This window comes from Pseudomonas sp. B21-054, assembly GCF_026016345.1.
Classification (GTDB): Bacteria; Pseudomonadota; Gammaproteobacteria; order Pseudomonadales; family Pseudomonadaceae; genus Aquipseudomonas.
The window spans coordinates 2,111,715-2,125,701 of the sequence record NZ_CP087204.1; the positions used below are offsets into that span (position 1 = coordinate 2,111,715).

The following is a 13,987-nucleotide window of genomic DNA, read 5'->3' on the forward strand; positions in this document are numbered from 1 at the left end:
GTTGCCAGGGCAAGCCGGATAACGACGCCGTTGTCCTTTAAAACAGTGTGGCACTCATTCCGCCATTGGCATGGGCGCCGATGAACGAAAAGGGTGCAAGGCATATGCCAGCGCGTGCCCCATCACCTTTGCATCAAGATTAGAGACGCCGGGTCTTTCATCCTGTCGGCTCTTCCAAGGCTACGCAGCAAACGAGACCGGTGAGCAGGACAAATCATGCGCGCTCGTTCCCACCCACTCCTCCGCCCCGGCTATAATCCCCGCCTCATTTCGTCGAACGAGTCACACCCGCCCATGTACACCCTGGCCCGTCAGCTGTTGTTTAAACTTTCCCCGGAAACCTCTCACGATCTGTCCCTGGACCTGATCGGTGCGGGTGGGCGTCTAGGGCTTAACAGCTTGCTGTGCAAGGCCCCGGCGAACCTGCCGGTAACAGTCATGGGCCTGGAGTTCCCCAACCCGGTCGGGTTGGCTGCAGGCCTGGACAAGAATGGCGCGGCCATCGACGGGTTCGCCCAGCTGGGATTCGGTTTTGTGGAGATCGGTACCGTCACCCCGCGCCCGCAGCCGGGTAATCCCAAGCCACGGCTTTTCCGCCTGCCCCAAGCCGAGGCGATCATCAACCGCATGGGCTTCAACAACCTGGGGGTCGATCACTTGTTGGCCCGGGTGGCCGCCGCCAAGTACAAGGGCGTGCTGGGCATCAACATCGGCAAGAATTTCGACACCCCGGTGGAGCGCGCCGTCGACGATTACCTGATCTGCCTGGATAAGGTCTACGCCCACGCCAGCTACGTGACCGTCAACGTCAGCTCGCCGAACACCCCGGGGTTGCGTAGCCTGCAATTCGGCGACTCCCTCAAGCAACTGCTGGCCGACCTGGCCCGGCGGCGCGCCGAGCTGGCGGTGGTGCACGGCCGGCATGTGCCGCTGGCGATCAAGATTGCCCCGGACATGACCGACGAAGAAACCACCCAGGTCGCCCAGGCCCTGATCGAGACGGGCATGGACGCGGTGATCGCTACCAACACGACGTTGGGGCGCGAAGGTGTCGAGGGGCTGGAGCACGGTGATGAGGCGGGTGGGTTGTCTGGCGCGCCGGTGCGCGACAAGAGCACCCACACCGTGAAGGTGCTGGCCGCCGAACTGGCGGGACGCTTGCCGATCATCGCGGCGGGCGGGATTACCGAAGGCAAGCATGCCGCCGAGAAAATCACCGCCGGGGCGAGCCTGGTGCAGATTTATTCGGGCTTTATCTATAAAGGGCCGGCGCTGATCCGTGAGTCGGTGGATGCGATCGCGGCGTTGCGTTGATTGATCTTTGGAAACCCATGGTGGCGAGGGGATTTATCTGTGGCGAGGGGATTTATCCCCGTTGGGCTGCGCAGCAGCCCCCGAAAGAACCTACCCGATCAACCTGACACACCGAGGCGGTAGTTATAGGGGCTGCTGCGCCGCCCAGCGGGGGTAAATCCCCTCGCCACAACTGTGTTCACAGCTCCGGTAGGAGTGGTGTTTATCAGAATCCAGGCATTAAAAAGGGCTCCTCGAAGGAGCCCCCTGGGCCGTAGCCCGCCGTCCGGATGGGACGTGCGTGGTTAAATCGATATGGGTGTCAAATTGTCGAGTTCTTGAGTATTAAGCCCTGTGTCAGCCGACGGCGTGAAGTTCGTTGAGTCTATGGATACCCGCAGTGCCGGTCATACCGTCCCAGTTGTCGCCGCGTCCTTCTCGCCAGCCATTGATCCAGGCTTGACGTACCGACGGTAGAGTAAAGGGGCAAAGCTCACGGGATTTACCACCAACGCCATATTGGTAACCGCGTAAAAATGCTCTTTCCAACGGATCACGCTTAAGTCTTCTCATAGGGTGTTGCCCTCACTTGTTGACTGTTGCTTAGCGTCGACCTCTATCGAGGCCGGGGCAGAATCATTCTGCCGTTGGTGGCTCGTTGCCGGCGTGACGAGCCGAGGTGTTGACGCCGTTGCGACGTCAACCTGTGTTGAGTTCTAACCAAAGCGTCACAGGGATGGAATGATCGTTTTGTCATAAGCACGTAACAAAAAAGCCGTTAGGGTGATAAGTAACTTGATGTTCGTTGACCGCTTTTGAGCAAGACCCCTGTATGATCGGCCCTGCGCCAAAGAGGGCGGCCTTCCCTCGAATGAGAATGTCCCCCTGTTGCACTCGGGTACTATTCGACGAAAGGGTCGAGTTTTCACAATTTGTTGCACAGAATTTTTTTTCTGCCTTCGCATCTAAGCTCTTTTAACCTGGGCGGCGAGGGTGGCACGGCACATTTTCGTGCCACACGGGTGCTCTTGAGAAAAGCACCTGATTGAACCCGGCCCGGCAATGCGTTGCCCGGTCCACTTAGCCAAAGGCTCTGGAAAACCCATGTCCGATCGTTTCGAACTCTTCCTCACTTGCCCCAAGGGCCTCGAAGGCCTGCTCATCGAGGAAGCCGTCGGGCTTGGCCTTGAAGAGGCGCGCGAGCACACTTCGGCGGTGCGTGGCATGGCCGACATGGAGACGGCTTATCGCCTGTGTCTGTGGTCGCGTCTGGCCAACCGCGTGTTGCTGGTCCTCAAGCGTTTCCCGATGAAGGACGCCGAAGACCTGTACCACGGCGTGCTGGACGTCGACTGGCAAGACCACATGCTGGCCGATGGTACCTTGGCGGTGGAGTTCAGCGGGCACGGCTCGGGCATCGATAACACCCATTTCGGCGCCTTGAAGGTCAAGGACGCCATCGTCGACAAACTGCGCACCCCGACGGGCGAGCGGCCGTCCATCGACAAGCTCAACCCGGACTTGCGCATCCATCTGCGCCTGGACCGTGGCGAAGCCATTCTCTCCCTGGACCTCTCCGGCCATAGCCTGCATCAGCGCGGTTATCGCCTGCAGCAGGGCGCTGCGCCGCTGAAGGAAAACCTCGCCGCCGCCATCCTGATCCGCGCCGGCTGGCCGCGCATTGCCGCTGAAGGCGGGGCACTGGCCGACCCGATGTGCGGTGTCGGCACGTTCCTGGTGGAAGCCGGCATGATCGCCGCCGACATGGCGCCGAACCTGCGTCGCCAGCAGTGGGGCTTCACCGCCTGGCTCGGCCACGTGCCGGCGCTGTGGAAAAAGCTCCATGAAGAAGCCACCGCCCGCGCCGACGCCGGGTTGGCCAAGCCACCGTTGTGGATCCGCGGCTACGAAGCCGACCCGCGGCTGATCCAGCCGGGCCGCAATAACGTCGAGCGTGCGGGCCTGAGCGAGTGGATCAAGATCTATCAAGGCGAAGTCGCCACGTTCGAGCCGCGTCCGGACCAGAACCAGAAGGGCCTGGTGATCTGCAACCCGCCGTATGGCGAGCGTCTGGGCGACGAAGCCAGCCTGCTTTACCTCTATCAGAACCTCGGCGAGCGTCTGCGCCAGGCGTGCCTGAACTGGGAGGCGGCGGTATTCACCGGCGCCCCGGACCTGGGCAAGCGCATGGGCATTCGCAGTCACAAGCAGTATTCGTTCTGGAACGGTGCCTTGCCGTGCAAGCTGCTGCTGATCAAGGTGCTGCCGGATCAGTTCGTCACCGGCGAGCGTCGCACCCCGGAACAGCGTCAGGCCGAGCGTGAGCAGGCTGCCTATGATCAGGCGCCTGAAGTCCCGCAAGAGCGCCAGTACAACAAGAACGGCAACCCGATCAAACCGGCTCCGGCACCGGCCCCTGTGGTCGAGCAGGCGCGCTTGAGCGAAGGCGGGCAGATGTTCGCCAATCGCCTGCAAAAAAATCTCAAGTTGCTGAGCAAATGGGCCAAGCGTGAAGGTGTGGATTGCTATCGGGTCTACGATGCCGACATGCCGGAATATTCCATGGCCATCGACCTGTACCACGATTGGGTACACGTCCAGGAATATGTCGCGCCAAAATCCATCGACCCGGAAAAGGCCTCGGCCCGGCTGTTCGACGCCCTGGCGGCGATTCCCCAGGCACTGAACGTCGACAAGAACCGCGTGGTGATCAAGCGTCGCGAGCGTCAGAGCGGCACCAAGCAGTACGAGCGCCAGAGCGCCCAGGGCAAGTTCACCGAGGTCAACGAAGGCGGCGTGAAGCTGCTGGTCAACCTCACCGATTACCTGGACACCGGGCTGTTTCTCGATCATCGGCCGATGCGCCTGCGGATCCAGAAAGAGGCGGCCGGCAAGCGCTTCCTCAACCTGTTCTGCTACACCGCGACCGCCAGCGTCCATGCCGCCAAGGGCGGTGCGCGCAGCACCACCAGCGTCGACTTGTCGAAAACCTACCTGGATTGGGCCCGACGCAACTTGTCGCTCAACGGGTTTTCCGACAAAAATCGCCTGGAACAGGGCGATGTGATGGCCTGGCTCGAGGCCAGCCGTGATGAGTACGACCTGATCTTCATCGACCCGCCGACCTTCTCCAACTCCAAGCGCATGGAGGGGGTGTTCGACGTGCAGCGTGACCACGTCCAGTTGCTGGATTTGGCCATGGCTCGCCTGGCGCCGGGCGGCGTGCTGTACTTCTCCAACAACTTCCGCAAGTTCCAGCTCGAGGACAATCTCGGCGAGCGCTACGCGTTGGAGGAGATCACCGCCAAGACCATTGATCCGGATTTTGCCCGCAACGGCAAGATTCATCGTGCCTGGAAGATCATGGCCCGTTGATTCAGGGCTGATTGGATCCACGGAGCCTTGTAATTCAAGGCTTCTAGCCTCATCGAGGGGCTGGTCAAAGTGATGGCGTATGGCTATAACTTAGGTTGTGTCCAGGGCTGTTCCTCTGCCTGGCTCCTTTCCTGAGTTGTATTTATGGCATTACATCAGGTGCGTCCCAGAATCCTGGGCTTTATCAGCGAAGACGTGTCGGCCTGGCTGGTGGCTTCGCTGGTATTGCTGGCAGGTACGTGCCTGACTGGCTTGCTGACCTGGGCGATGATGAATCTGTTCCACCAGCAGTTGAGCCAACGCTTCGTGCTGCAAGCCGAAGAGCGCTTGAGCCGCATCGAGGAACGCTTCCAGGGGCAGGAGCAACGTCTCGACGGTCTGAGGCGCTTCTTTTCCAACTCGGAAGGGGTTTCCAACGACGAGTTCCGTGGCTATGGCGACGCTCTGTTGCGACGCACCCTCGCGTTCGCCTGGGCGCCACGGGTGTTTCGGGAACAACGGCGGCGGTTCGAACATCAGGCCCGGGCGGAGGGGGCGGACACCTTTACGATCCGTGAGATCGACGGCGCCGGCGGCCTGCGCCAGGCCGCGGAGCGGGACGAGTACGCGCCAGTGCTCTACATCCAGGGCCAAGCGCCCCACGGGAGCCCTTTGGGGCTGGATCTGCTGGCTGATCCATTGCGCCGAGCCACCCTTGAGCGAGCTCGCCAGTACGGAACGATGGTGGTCTCGCAGCCATTGGACCTGGTGGGCATAGACCCGGACTTCGCTCGTGGGGTTTTGCTGGTGGCGCCTGTTGCCAGGGCATCGGCCAAGGAACCGTTCGGTTACGTCGTGGCGGCCATCAGCATGCGCCAACTGGTCGGTGATGGCCTGCCGGAGCCCGGTCATGACAACCTGTCGATGCGCGTCCTGGATCTGTCCACGGATGATCGCGAGGAAGTGCTGTTCGAGTCGCTCGACACACCCGCTGATAGTGATTTGTCGATCATTCGCCTGTTACGCCTGGCCGATCATGACTTCCGGGTGGAGTTGCGTCCCAGCAGCACCTTTCTGGCGACTAACCATTCCACCGCGATGAGCCTGATGGTGTTGGGTGGTTTGCTCAGTCTGTTGCTGAGCGCCTTGCTCTATGTGCTGGTCAGCCAGCGGCAACGGGCCCTGAAACTGGTGGAGCAACGCACCCAGGAACTGCGCGCCCGTGAACAAGAGTTGCGCGGTACCCATGGGCAGTTGCGGGGTGTGCTGGATGCCGCGACCCAAGTCGCGATCATCGCCACCGACCTGCGCGGTGTCATCACCACGTTCAATGTCGGCGCTGAACAGATGCTCGGCTACGACAGCAGTGAGGTCCTGCACAGCATGACGCTTGAGGGCCTGCACGTTCCGCGCGAACTCCAGGCCCGGGCCGCGCAGCTCAGCGCGCGCTACGGCAAACCGATCCCCACGTGCCACGCCATGTTGGTCGAAGGGGGCGAGCAGGGTGGCCAACAGGCCCGGGAGTGGACGCTGGTGCGTCGCGATGGCAGCCACCTGACTGTGAACATGTTGGCCACGCCGATGCTCGATGACCAGGGGCTGTGGGTCGGGCATCTGGCGATCTGCATCGATATCACCGAACGCATGCGTGTCCACGAGGCCCTGGCCGCCCGGGACCTGTTGTTGAAAAAACTCAGCGCCCACGTTCCCGGCGGTATCTACCAGTTCCGGATGGACTTCAATGGCCACTTCAGCGTGATCTATGCCAGTGATGGCATTCGCGAGATCTATGAGCTGGAGCCCGATGTACTGCTGGCAAACGCCGAAGCGGTGTTCTTGCGCATTCACCCGCTGGACAACGCCCGGGTCCGCGCCTCGATTCGTGCTTCGGCCGATACCTTGAGCCCGTGGCGGGAGGAGTACCGGGTGCAGTTGCCCTTGCGCGGCCTGCGATGGGTGCGCGGCGAGGCCACGCCTGAGGAGTTGCCCGGCGGCGGGGTGTTGTGGCACGGCTATATCTCGGATATTTCCGATCTCAAGCGGGTGGAAGAGGAACTGCGGGCCTTGTCGGTGACCGATGCCTTGACCGGCATCCGCAACCGGCGTTATTTCCAGGAACGCCTGACCTCGGAAATGCTCCGGGTGGAACGCGGCTCTAGCGAGCTGGCGGTTATCATGCTCGACATCGATCACTTCAAGCGTATCAACGATCAGCACGGCCATGCCGTGGGCGACCGCGTACTGCAGGCGGTTTGCCAGCGCATTGCCCAGCGGCTCAGGCGTACCGACGTGTTCTGTCGGCTGGGTGGGGAAGAGTTCGTCGTGCTGTGCCCTGACACCGACGGTAGCAGTGCCTATGCATTGGCCATTGGCCTGTGGGAAGGCCTGCGCGGTGCGCCGATCGATGACGTGGGTATCGTCACCGCCAGTTTCGGTATCGCCAGTTGGCGCGTCGGGGAGGGCGCGGATGCGTTGCTGTTGCGGGCCGACTCGGGCGTGTACGCGGCCAAGCAGGCAGGACGGGATCGGGTCGAGTCGCAGCCGTAACTTGATCAAAATGTGGGAGCGAGCTTGCTCGCGATAGCGGTGGTTCAGCCTGCAAAGAGGCTGAATGTTCCGACGCCATCGCGAGCAAGCTCGCTCCCACCTATGTTTTCTGATCGCCCCCGGCGAATCGAGAACTCAGAGCACCGAAGCCGTCTGCGGCAGTTTTGGCTGGCGGTACAGGTCCAGCAGCACCTGGTCCAGCACTGACGAAGCGCCCCATGGCTTCGGATCGTTGAGGATCGCTACCACCGCCCAAGTGTTGCCATTGATGTCGCGGCTGTAGCCAGCGATGGCGCGGACGGTGTTCAAGGTCCCGGTCTTGACGTGAGCCTCGCCCGCCATGGCAGTGGTCTTCAGGCGTTTGCGCATGGTGCCGTCGGTGCCGGCAATCGGCATCGAACTGATGAACTCCGCCGAATACGGGCTGCGCCAGGCGGCTTGCAACATCGCGGCCATTTCCCGGGCGCTGACCCGCTCGGCGCGAGACAGGCCGGAGCCGTTCTCCATTACCAGGTGCGGGGCGGTGATGCCTTTCTTGGCCAGCCACTGACGCACCACCCGTTGCGCCGCCTTGGCGTCGTCACCGTCGGCTTCGTTACGGAACTGCGCGCCGAGGCTCAGGAACAACTGCTGCGCCATGGTGTTGTTACTGTACTTGTTGATGTCGCGGATGATCTCCGCCAGGTCCGGTGAGAACGCCCGGGCCAGCACCTTGGCGTTGCTCGGGGTCGCGGCCAGGCGGTCCTTGCCCTGGATGCTGCCACCCAGTTCTTTCCAGATCGCCCGCACCGCACCGGCGGTGTAGGTGGCGTGGTCCAGCAGCGACAGGTAGGTCTGGGAGCTGCAACCGTCACCCAGCTGGCCGCCGACGGTCACGGTCACGCTGCCGTCCGGCTGGGGCACCGGGTTGTAGCGTACGCCGCCGGTGCATTGCTTGGAGTTGACCGCCTTGACCTGGTTTTCGATACGAATGCTGGCAATCGGCGGCTCCACCGACACCAGCACCCGGCCGCCGTCATTGCGGGCGACAAAGCGCAGGGCCTTGAGGTTGACCAACAGCGAGTCGGGCTTGACCAGGAACGGTTTGTTTTCGTCGTTACCGTCGTCATTGAACTCGGGCAATTGCGGCTGAATGAAGAAGCCGCGGTCTAGCACCAGGTCGCCGGTGACTTGTTGCACGCCGTTGGCCCGCAGGTCACGCATCAGCAGCCAGAGCTTTTCCATGTTCAGCTTGGGATCGCCGCCGCCCTTGAGATACAGGTTGCCGTTGAGAATGCCACCGCTGAGAGTGCCGTCGGTGTAGAACTCGGTTTTCCACTGATGATTGGGGCCGAGCATTTCCAGGGCCGCGTAGGTGGTCACCAGTTTCATGGTGGACGCCGGGTTCACCGAGACGTCGGCGTTGTAGAGGGTCGGGGTGCCGGGGCCGTTGAGCGGGACCATCACCAGGGACAGGGCATCGTCTTGCAGCTTGCTGGCCTTGAGGGCTTTTTGCACGTTGGGCGACAGGGCGGTATTGATCGTGGCGGCGCTGGTGGTGACAGGGAGGGCCAAGGGAAGCAGAAGGCTGGCCAGAAGCAGTGGACGCAAAGATTTGATCATGTGAAATAAAACCCTACGGGCGAGGGGGGAAAAAGACGAGGACATGAAAATGAACGCCCTCAACGGTCATGAAAGTGTCGGCATTATGCCCCAAGGTGCAACGGCTTGTGCCGTGCCTGAGCCCTTCCAGGCGCTATTTTTTTACCGACGGTAGGTCGATGCACCCGATCAGTCGGGCAATCGACGCATCAAACTGGTAAAGTGCCGGCCGTTATTACTTATGAGGATTGTTCCAATGGCGACTAACCGTTCCCAGCGTCTGCGCAAAAAACTGTGCGTGGATGAATTTCAAGAGCTGGGTTTCGAACTGAACCTGGATTTCAAAGAAGATCTGGCCGATGAGGCTATTGACGCTTTCCTCGACGCGTTCCTGAAAGAAGCCATGGAAGCCAATGGCCTGGGCTATGTCGGCGGCGACGACTACGGTCTGGTTTGCCTGCAGAAGCGTGGTTCGGTGACCGAAGAGCAGCGTGCAGCCGTTGAGGCCTGGCTCAAGGCGCGTCCTGAGCTGACCAGCGTTGAAGTCAGCCCGCTGATGGACGTCTGGTACCCGGAAAAGCCGATCAATCCGGTCGCTTGATGTTCCGATGATGTTCCGAAACCGGCAGCCCGTCTGGGTGCCGGTTTTTTTGTGCCTGTCTGTCACGGGCTGCATGCCCACGCAGAGCGTGGGAACGATCAATCCTTGCGCCAGTTCAGAATCACCAGGGTCAACACCCCCGCCACAATCCCCCAGAATGCCGAGCCGACGGAAAACAGCGTCAGCCCCGATGCCGTGACCATGAAGGTGACCAGCGCCGCTTCCCGTTCCCGGGCTTCGCTCATGGCGATGCTCAAGCCATTGATGATCGACCCGAACAATGCCAGCGCCGCGATGGACAGCACCAGTTCCTTGGGCAGCGCCGCGAACAACGCCGCCAGGGTCGCGCCGAACACCCCGGCAATCCCGTAGAAAACCCCGCACCAGACCGCTGACGTGTAGCGCTTGTTGCGATCTTCATGGGCGTGCGGCCCGGTGCAGATGGCCGCGCTGATGGCGGCCAGGTTGATGCCATGGGAGCCGAACGGAGCCAATAGCAGCGAAGCGATACCGGTGGTGGTGATCAACGGTGAGGCCGGCACGTTGTAACCGTCGGCCCGCAGCACGGCGATGCCGGGCATGTTCTGCGAAGTCATCGCCACCACAAACAGCGGAATGCCGATGCTGATGGTGGCCGCCAGGGAAAAGTGCGGGGCGGTCCAGACCGGTGTTGCGACTTCCAGGGCGAAATTGCTGAAATCCAGCAACCCCAACAGCCCGGACAGCGCCGTGCCGATCAGCAGCGCCGCCAGCACCGCGTAGCGCGGCGACAGGCGCTTGACGATCAGGTAGGTGAAAAACATCCCCAGTACCAGGCCGGTGCGATGTTGGGCGGCAATGAAAATCTCGCTGCCGATCTTGAACAGGATCCCGGCCAGTAATGCCGCCGCCAGCGAGGCCGGAATGCGTTTGACCAGGCGCTCGAAACTGCCGGTCAGGCCGCAGATGGTTACCAGCACCGCGCAGGTGATATAGGCACCGATGGCCTCGCCATAACTCACGCCGCCCAAGCTGGTGATCAGCAAGGCCGCCCCTGGTGTCGACCAGGCGATGGTGACCGGCGTGCGGTAACGCAACGACAGGCCAATGGAGCACACCGCCATGCCGATGGACATCGCCCAGATCCACGACGAAATTTGCCCGCTGCTCAGCCCCGCCGTCTGCCCGGCCTGGAACATCAGCACCAGAGAACTGGTGTAGCCGGTCATCATGGCGATGAACCCGGCGACGAAGGCTGAGGGCGAGGTATCGGCCAGCGGACGAAGTGGCGTGGTCGTGACTTCGGTCATGGTGAGTGGTGGTCCTTGTTGTAGATTGGCTGGACTGGATGACGCCACAGATTTGGGTTTAAAGCTTAAACTCAACACAGTTGCCGATTGCAATACAGCCATGTCCGCAAACAGCCATACAGTCGTGTTGCCATCAGAGGTTGTGTACAATCGCCGTGTTGTTTACGCGATACTTGCCAGCGACCCGCTGTGCCGTATTACAGTCACGGTCAATTCGCCGCAGTTCTCCCGACCCGAGTGCCCATGAACGAACAGTTGCAGCCCCTCAAGAAACAACCGCGAGCAGGTAAAGCCGGCCGCAGCGGAACCCAGGACGATATTGTCTATGCGCATATCTTCGAGGCCATCCTCGAACAACGCCTGGCGCCCGGTACCAAGTTGAGCGAAGAGGCGCTGGGGGAAATTTTCGGGGTCAGCCGCACGATCATTCGCCGGGCATTGTCACGCCTGGCCCATGAAGGGGTGGTGTTGCTGCGGCCCAATCGCGGCGCCGTGGTGGCCAGCCCAAGTGTCGAAGAGGCGCGCCAGGTGTTCCTGGCCCGGCGCCTGGTGGAGCGGGCGATCACCGAACTGGCGGTGCAGCACGCCACGGCCGAACAGCTGGCTGAATTGCGGCAGATGGTCAGTGACGAGCGCGACAGTTTCTCCCGCGGTGACCGCGGCGCCGGCATCCGTCTGTCGGGCGAGTTCCACCTCAAGCTGGCCGAAGCGGCAAAAAACGCCCCGCTGATCAGCTTCCAGCGCAGCCTCGTGTCCCAGACGTCGCTGATCATCGCCCAGTACGAAAGCGGCAACCGCTCCCACTGTTCCTACGACGAACACACCCAATTGATCGACGCCATCGAGGCGCGCGATGCGACGTTGGCGGTGGACCTGATGATGCATCACATGGACCACATCGACAGCAAGCTCAATCTCGACGAAGAAAGCGCCTCGGATGATTTGCATGCGGTGTTTTCGCATTTGTTGCAGAGCAAGAAACCGGGGCGCTCGACGGCCAAGCTCTGATTGAGTGGCGTCAGCGGCACCGCGTCGGCTTCATCGCGAGCAAGCTCGCTCCCACATTGGATTTAGGGTGTTCATATATCCCTGTGGGAGCGAGCTTGCTCGCGATAGCAATCCAACAGCCAATAAAAATCTACCGCTGATGTACTAACCGGCCCGCCGCATAAGTCTGCGCCACCGTCCGGTCATCCCCCAGTGTCATTAACACGAACAACCGCTCGGCAATGTCCTTGGCCTGCTTGAGGCGATAGCTCAGCAGCGGCGTGGCGTTGTAGTCCAAAACCAGGAAATCCGCGTCCGTGCCCGGCTGCAACGTGCCGATCTTGTCCTCCAGGCGCAAGGCCCGGGCGCCGCCGAGGGTGGCCAGGTACAGCGATTTGAACGGGCTCAGTCGCACACCCTGGAGTTGCATCACCTTGTAGGCTTCGTTCAGGGTCTGCAACAGCGAAAAGCTGGTGCCGCCGCCCACATCCGTGCCCAACCCCACGTTCACTTTGTGTTTTTCGGCCATCGGCAGGTTGAACAGGCCACTGCCGAGGAAAAAGTTCGAGGTCGGGCAGAACGCGATGGCCGAACCGGTCTCGGCCAGGCGTGCGCATTCGTCGTCGCACAGATGCACGCCGTGGGCGAACACCGAACGCTCGCCGAGCAGTTGGTAGTGGTCATAGACGTCCAGATAACCCTTGCGCTCGGGAAACAGCGCCTTGACCCATTGCACTTCCTGCAGGTTTTCACTGATGTGGGTCTGCATGTACAAGTCGGGATATTCCCCCAGCAGTTGACCGGCCAGGGTCAGTTGCTCCGGGGTGCTGGTGGGGGCGAAGCGGGGGGTCACGGCGTAATGCAAGCGGCCCTTGCCGTGCCAGCGCTCGATCAGCGCCTTGCTCTCGGTGTAGCTGGATTCGGCGGTGTCGGTCAGGTAGTCCGGGGCGTTGCGGTCCATCATCACTTTGCCGGCGATCATTCGCAGGTCGAGCTGCTGGGCCACTTCGAAGAACGAATTCACCGATTGCGGATGCACACTGCCAAACACCAGCGCCGTGGTGGTGCCGTTGCGCAGTAGCTCCTTGACGAAAATATCGGCCACCGCGTCGGCGTGGGCCTTGTCGGCGAACTGGCCTTCGCAGGGGAAGGTGTAGGTGTTGAGCCAGTCCAGCAACTGCTCGCCGTAGGCGCCCACCATGCCGGTCTGCGGCAGATGGATGTGCGTGTCGATGAAACCGGGGGTGATCAGCGCATCCTGGTGATGGACGACTTCGATGTCCGCCGCCAGGGTTGGCAGCAGCTCGTGGGCGTGGCCGATGGCGCTGATCTGGCCGTTTTCCACCACCAGCAGTCCGTCTTCGAAATATTCATAAGACGCCTCGATGCCGACTTCGGCGGGGTCGGCGAGGCTGTGGAGCAGGGCGGCACGGTAGGCTTTGCGGGTCAGGGGCATGGGCGTTCTCAACGAGGGTTCAACGGTTCGCCTGGCTGCGGCGCGAGACTGGCAGCAGCTTGGCAATCGGTTCGGCGCGGGCGGTGTGCTGGCCGAAATCCGCGTTATAGGTGGCGATGATTTCGCCGGCGATGGAGATGGCGATTTCCACAGGCAACTTGCCTTTGACTTCGCCGATGCCCATCGGGCAGCGCATGCGTTGCAAGGTGCTGCTGTCGAAGCCGCGATCGCGCAGGCGATGTTCGAACCTGACCCGTTTGGTCTTCGAGCCGATCAGGCCGAAGTAGGCGAAGTCGTTGCGCTTGAGGATCGCGGCGCTCAGTTCCAGGTCGAGCTGATGGTTGTGGGTCATGACGATGCAGTAGCTGCCGGCGGGCAATTCGTCGACTTCATCCAGTGGCTCTTCGCTCACGATCTTGCGCACACCGTGGGGCAGTTGCTCGGGGAATTCCGCTTCCCGCGAGTCGATCCAGCGCACCTTGCAGGGCAGGCTCGCCAGCAGCGGTACCAACGCGCGACCGACATGGCCGGCACCGAATACGGCGATTTGCGCTTGCACCTGGCCCATGGGTTCGAACAGCAATACGGTCACGCCGCCGCAGCACTGGCCCAGGCTCGCACCAAGGCTGAAGCGCTCCAGATGCGTGCCTTGCTGGCCGCTGGCAAGCATTTGCCGGGCGATCTCCATGGCTTTGTATTCCAGGTGCCCGCCCCCGATGGTGTCGAAGATCTGGCTGGCGCTGATGACCATTTTCGAACCGGCGTTACGCGGCGTGGAGCCGAGTTCCTCGATGATCGTCACCAGCACACAGGGTTCGCCGCGGGTTTGCAGGTCGGCGAGGGCGCTGATCCAGTTGTACATAATTCACCTCGACATCT

The 13,987-nt window shown here is 61.6% G+C and carries 10 protein-coding genes; 5 read left to right on the top strand and 5 right to left on the bottom strand.

The window, feature by feature from the left end:
- Positions 1–294: 294 nt before the first annotated feature.
- Positions 295–1,314 (top strand): quinone-dependent dihydroorotate dehydrogenase, encoded by a 1,020-nt coding sequence (locus LOY70_RS09395; protein ID WP_265035742.1) that lies wholly within the window; start codon positions 295–297, stop codon positions 1,312–1,314.
- 336 nt (positions 1,315–1,650) lie between these two features.
- On the opposite strand, the gene rmf is transcribed toward LOY70_RS09395, so the two are convergent.
- Positions 1,651–1,866, bottom strand: a complete 216-nt coding sequence (rmf, locus tag LOY70_RS09400; protein WP_003223300.1) for a ribosome modulation factor — start codon at positions 1,864–1,866, stop codon at positions 1,651–1,653.
- 531 nt (positions 1,867–2,397) lie between these two features.
- Between rmf and rlmKL the strand changes: the two genes are divergently transcribed.
- On the top strand, positions 2,398–4,668 hold the full coding sequence (gene rlmKL, locus LOY70_RS09405) for a bifunctional 23S rRNA (guanine(2069)-N(7))-methyltransferase RlmK/23S rRNA (guanine(2445)-N(2))-methyltransferase RlmL (protein WP_265035744.1): 2,271 nt from the start codon (positions 2,398–2,400) through the stop codon (positions 4,666–4,668).
- Positions 4,669–4,812: 144 nt separating this feature from the next.
- A complete protein-coding gene (locus tag LOY70_RS09410; protein WP_265035746.1) occupies positions 4,813–7,194 on the top strand; it encodes a GGDEF domain-containing protein in 2,382 nt (793 codons plus the stop codon).
- A 135-nt stretch (positions 7,195–7,329) separates the two neighbouring features.
- Here LOY70_RS09410 and dacB read toward each other — a convergent pair whose 3' ends face one another.
- Entirely contained in the window at positions 7,330–8,796 is a 1,467-nt protein-coding gene (gene dacB / locus LOY70_RS09415; protein ID WP_265035747.1) for a D-alanyl-D-alanine carboxypeptidase/D-alanyl-D-alanine-endopeptidase, read from the bottom strand.
- A gap of 235 nt (positions 8,797–9,031) precedes the next feature.
- On the opposite strand from dacB, the gene LOY70_RS09420 reads away from it, so the two are divergent.
- Positions 9,032–9,376: a YggL family protein gene (locus LOY70_RS09420; protein ID WP_072407906.1), complete on the top strand. Its 345-nt coding sequence runs from the start codon at positions 9,032–9,034 to the stop codon at positions 9,374–9,376.
- A 98-nt stretch (positions 9,377–9,474) separates the two neighbouring features.
- Here LOY70_RS09420 and LOY70_RS09425 read toward each other — a convergent pair whose 3' ends face one another.
- Positions 9,475–10,665 (bottom strand): benzoate/H(+) symporter BenE family transporter, encoded by a 1,191-nt coding sequence (locus LOY70_RS09425; protein ID WP_265035748.1) that lies wholly within the window; start codon positions 10,663–10,665, stop codon positions 9,475–9,477.
- Positions 10,666–10,908: 243 nt separating this feature from the next.
- Here LOY70_RS09425 and LOY70_RS09430 point away from each other — a divergent pair, with 243 nt between their 5' ends.
- Complete coding sequence (locus LOY70_RS09430) at positions 10,909–11,673, top strand: GntR family transcriptional regulator (RefSeq protein WP_265035749.1); 765 nt, start codon at positions 10,909–10,911, stop codon at positions 11,671–11,673.
- 130 nt (positions 11,674–11,803) lie between these two features.
- Here the strand turns inward: LOY70_RS09430 and guaD are convergent, their stop codons facing one another.
- Together guaD and xdhC are read right to left on the bottom strand one after the other, a co-directional pair.
- Positions 11,804–13,108, bottom strand: a complete 1,305-nt coding sequence (gene guaD, locus LOY70_RS09435) for a guanine deaminase (RefSeq protein ID WP_265035750.1) — start codon at positions 13,106–13,108, stop codon at positions 11,804–11,806.
- 19 nt (positions 13,109–13,127) lie between these two features.
- Entirely contained in the window at positions 13,128–13,970 is an 843-nt protein-coding gene (gene xdhC, locus LOY70_RS09440) for a xanthine dehydrogenase accessory protein XdhC (RefSeq protein ID WP_265035751.1), read from the bottom strand.
- Positions 13,971–13,987 lie beyond the last annotated feature (17 nt).

Coding starts and splice junctions, on each gene's coding strand:
- LOY70_RS09395 (WP_265035742.1), top strand. CDS start 295: ATGTACACCCTGGCCCGTCAGCTGTTGTTTAAACTTTCCCCGGAAACC.
- rmf (WP_003223300.1), bottom strand. CDS start 1,866: ATGAGAAGACTTAAGCGTGATCCGTTGGAAAGAGCATTTTTACGCGGT.
- rlmKL (WP_265035744.1), top strand. CDS start 2,398: ATGTCCGATCGTTTCGAACTCTTCCTCACTTGCCCCAAGGGCCTCGAA.
- LOY70_RS09410 (WP_265035746.1), top strand. CDS start 4,813: ATGGCATTACATCAGGTGCGTCCCAGAATCCTGGGCTTTATCAGCGAA.
- dacB (WP_265035747.1), bottom strand. CDS start 8,796: ATGATCAAATCTTTGCGTCCACTGCTTCTGGCCAGCCTTCTGCTTCCC.
- LOY70_RS09420 (WP_072407906.1), top strand. CDS start 9,032: ATGGCGACTAACCGTTCCCAGCGTCTGCGCAAAAAACTGTGCGTGGAT.
- LOY70_RS09425 (WP_265035748.1), bottom strand. CDS start 10,665: ATGACCGAAGTCACGACCACGCCACTTCGTCCGCTGGCCGATACCTCG.
- LOY70_RS09430 (WP_265035749.1), top strand. CDS start 10,909: ATGAACGAACAGTTGCAGCCCCTCAAGAAACAACCGCGAGCAGGTAAA.
- guaD (WP_265035750.1), bottom strand. CDS start 13,108: ATGCCCCTGACCCGCAAAGCCTACCGTGCCGCCCTGCTCCACAGCCTC.
- xdhC (WP_265035751.1), bottom strand. CDS start 13,970: ATGTACAACTGGATCAGCGCCCTCGCCGACCTGCAAACCCGCGGCGAA.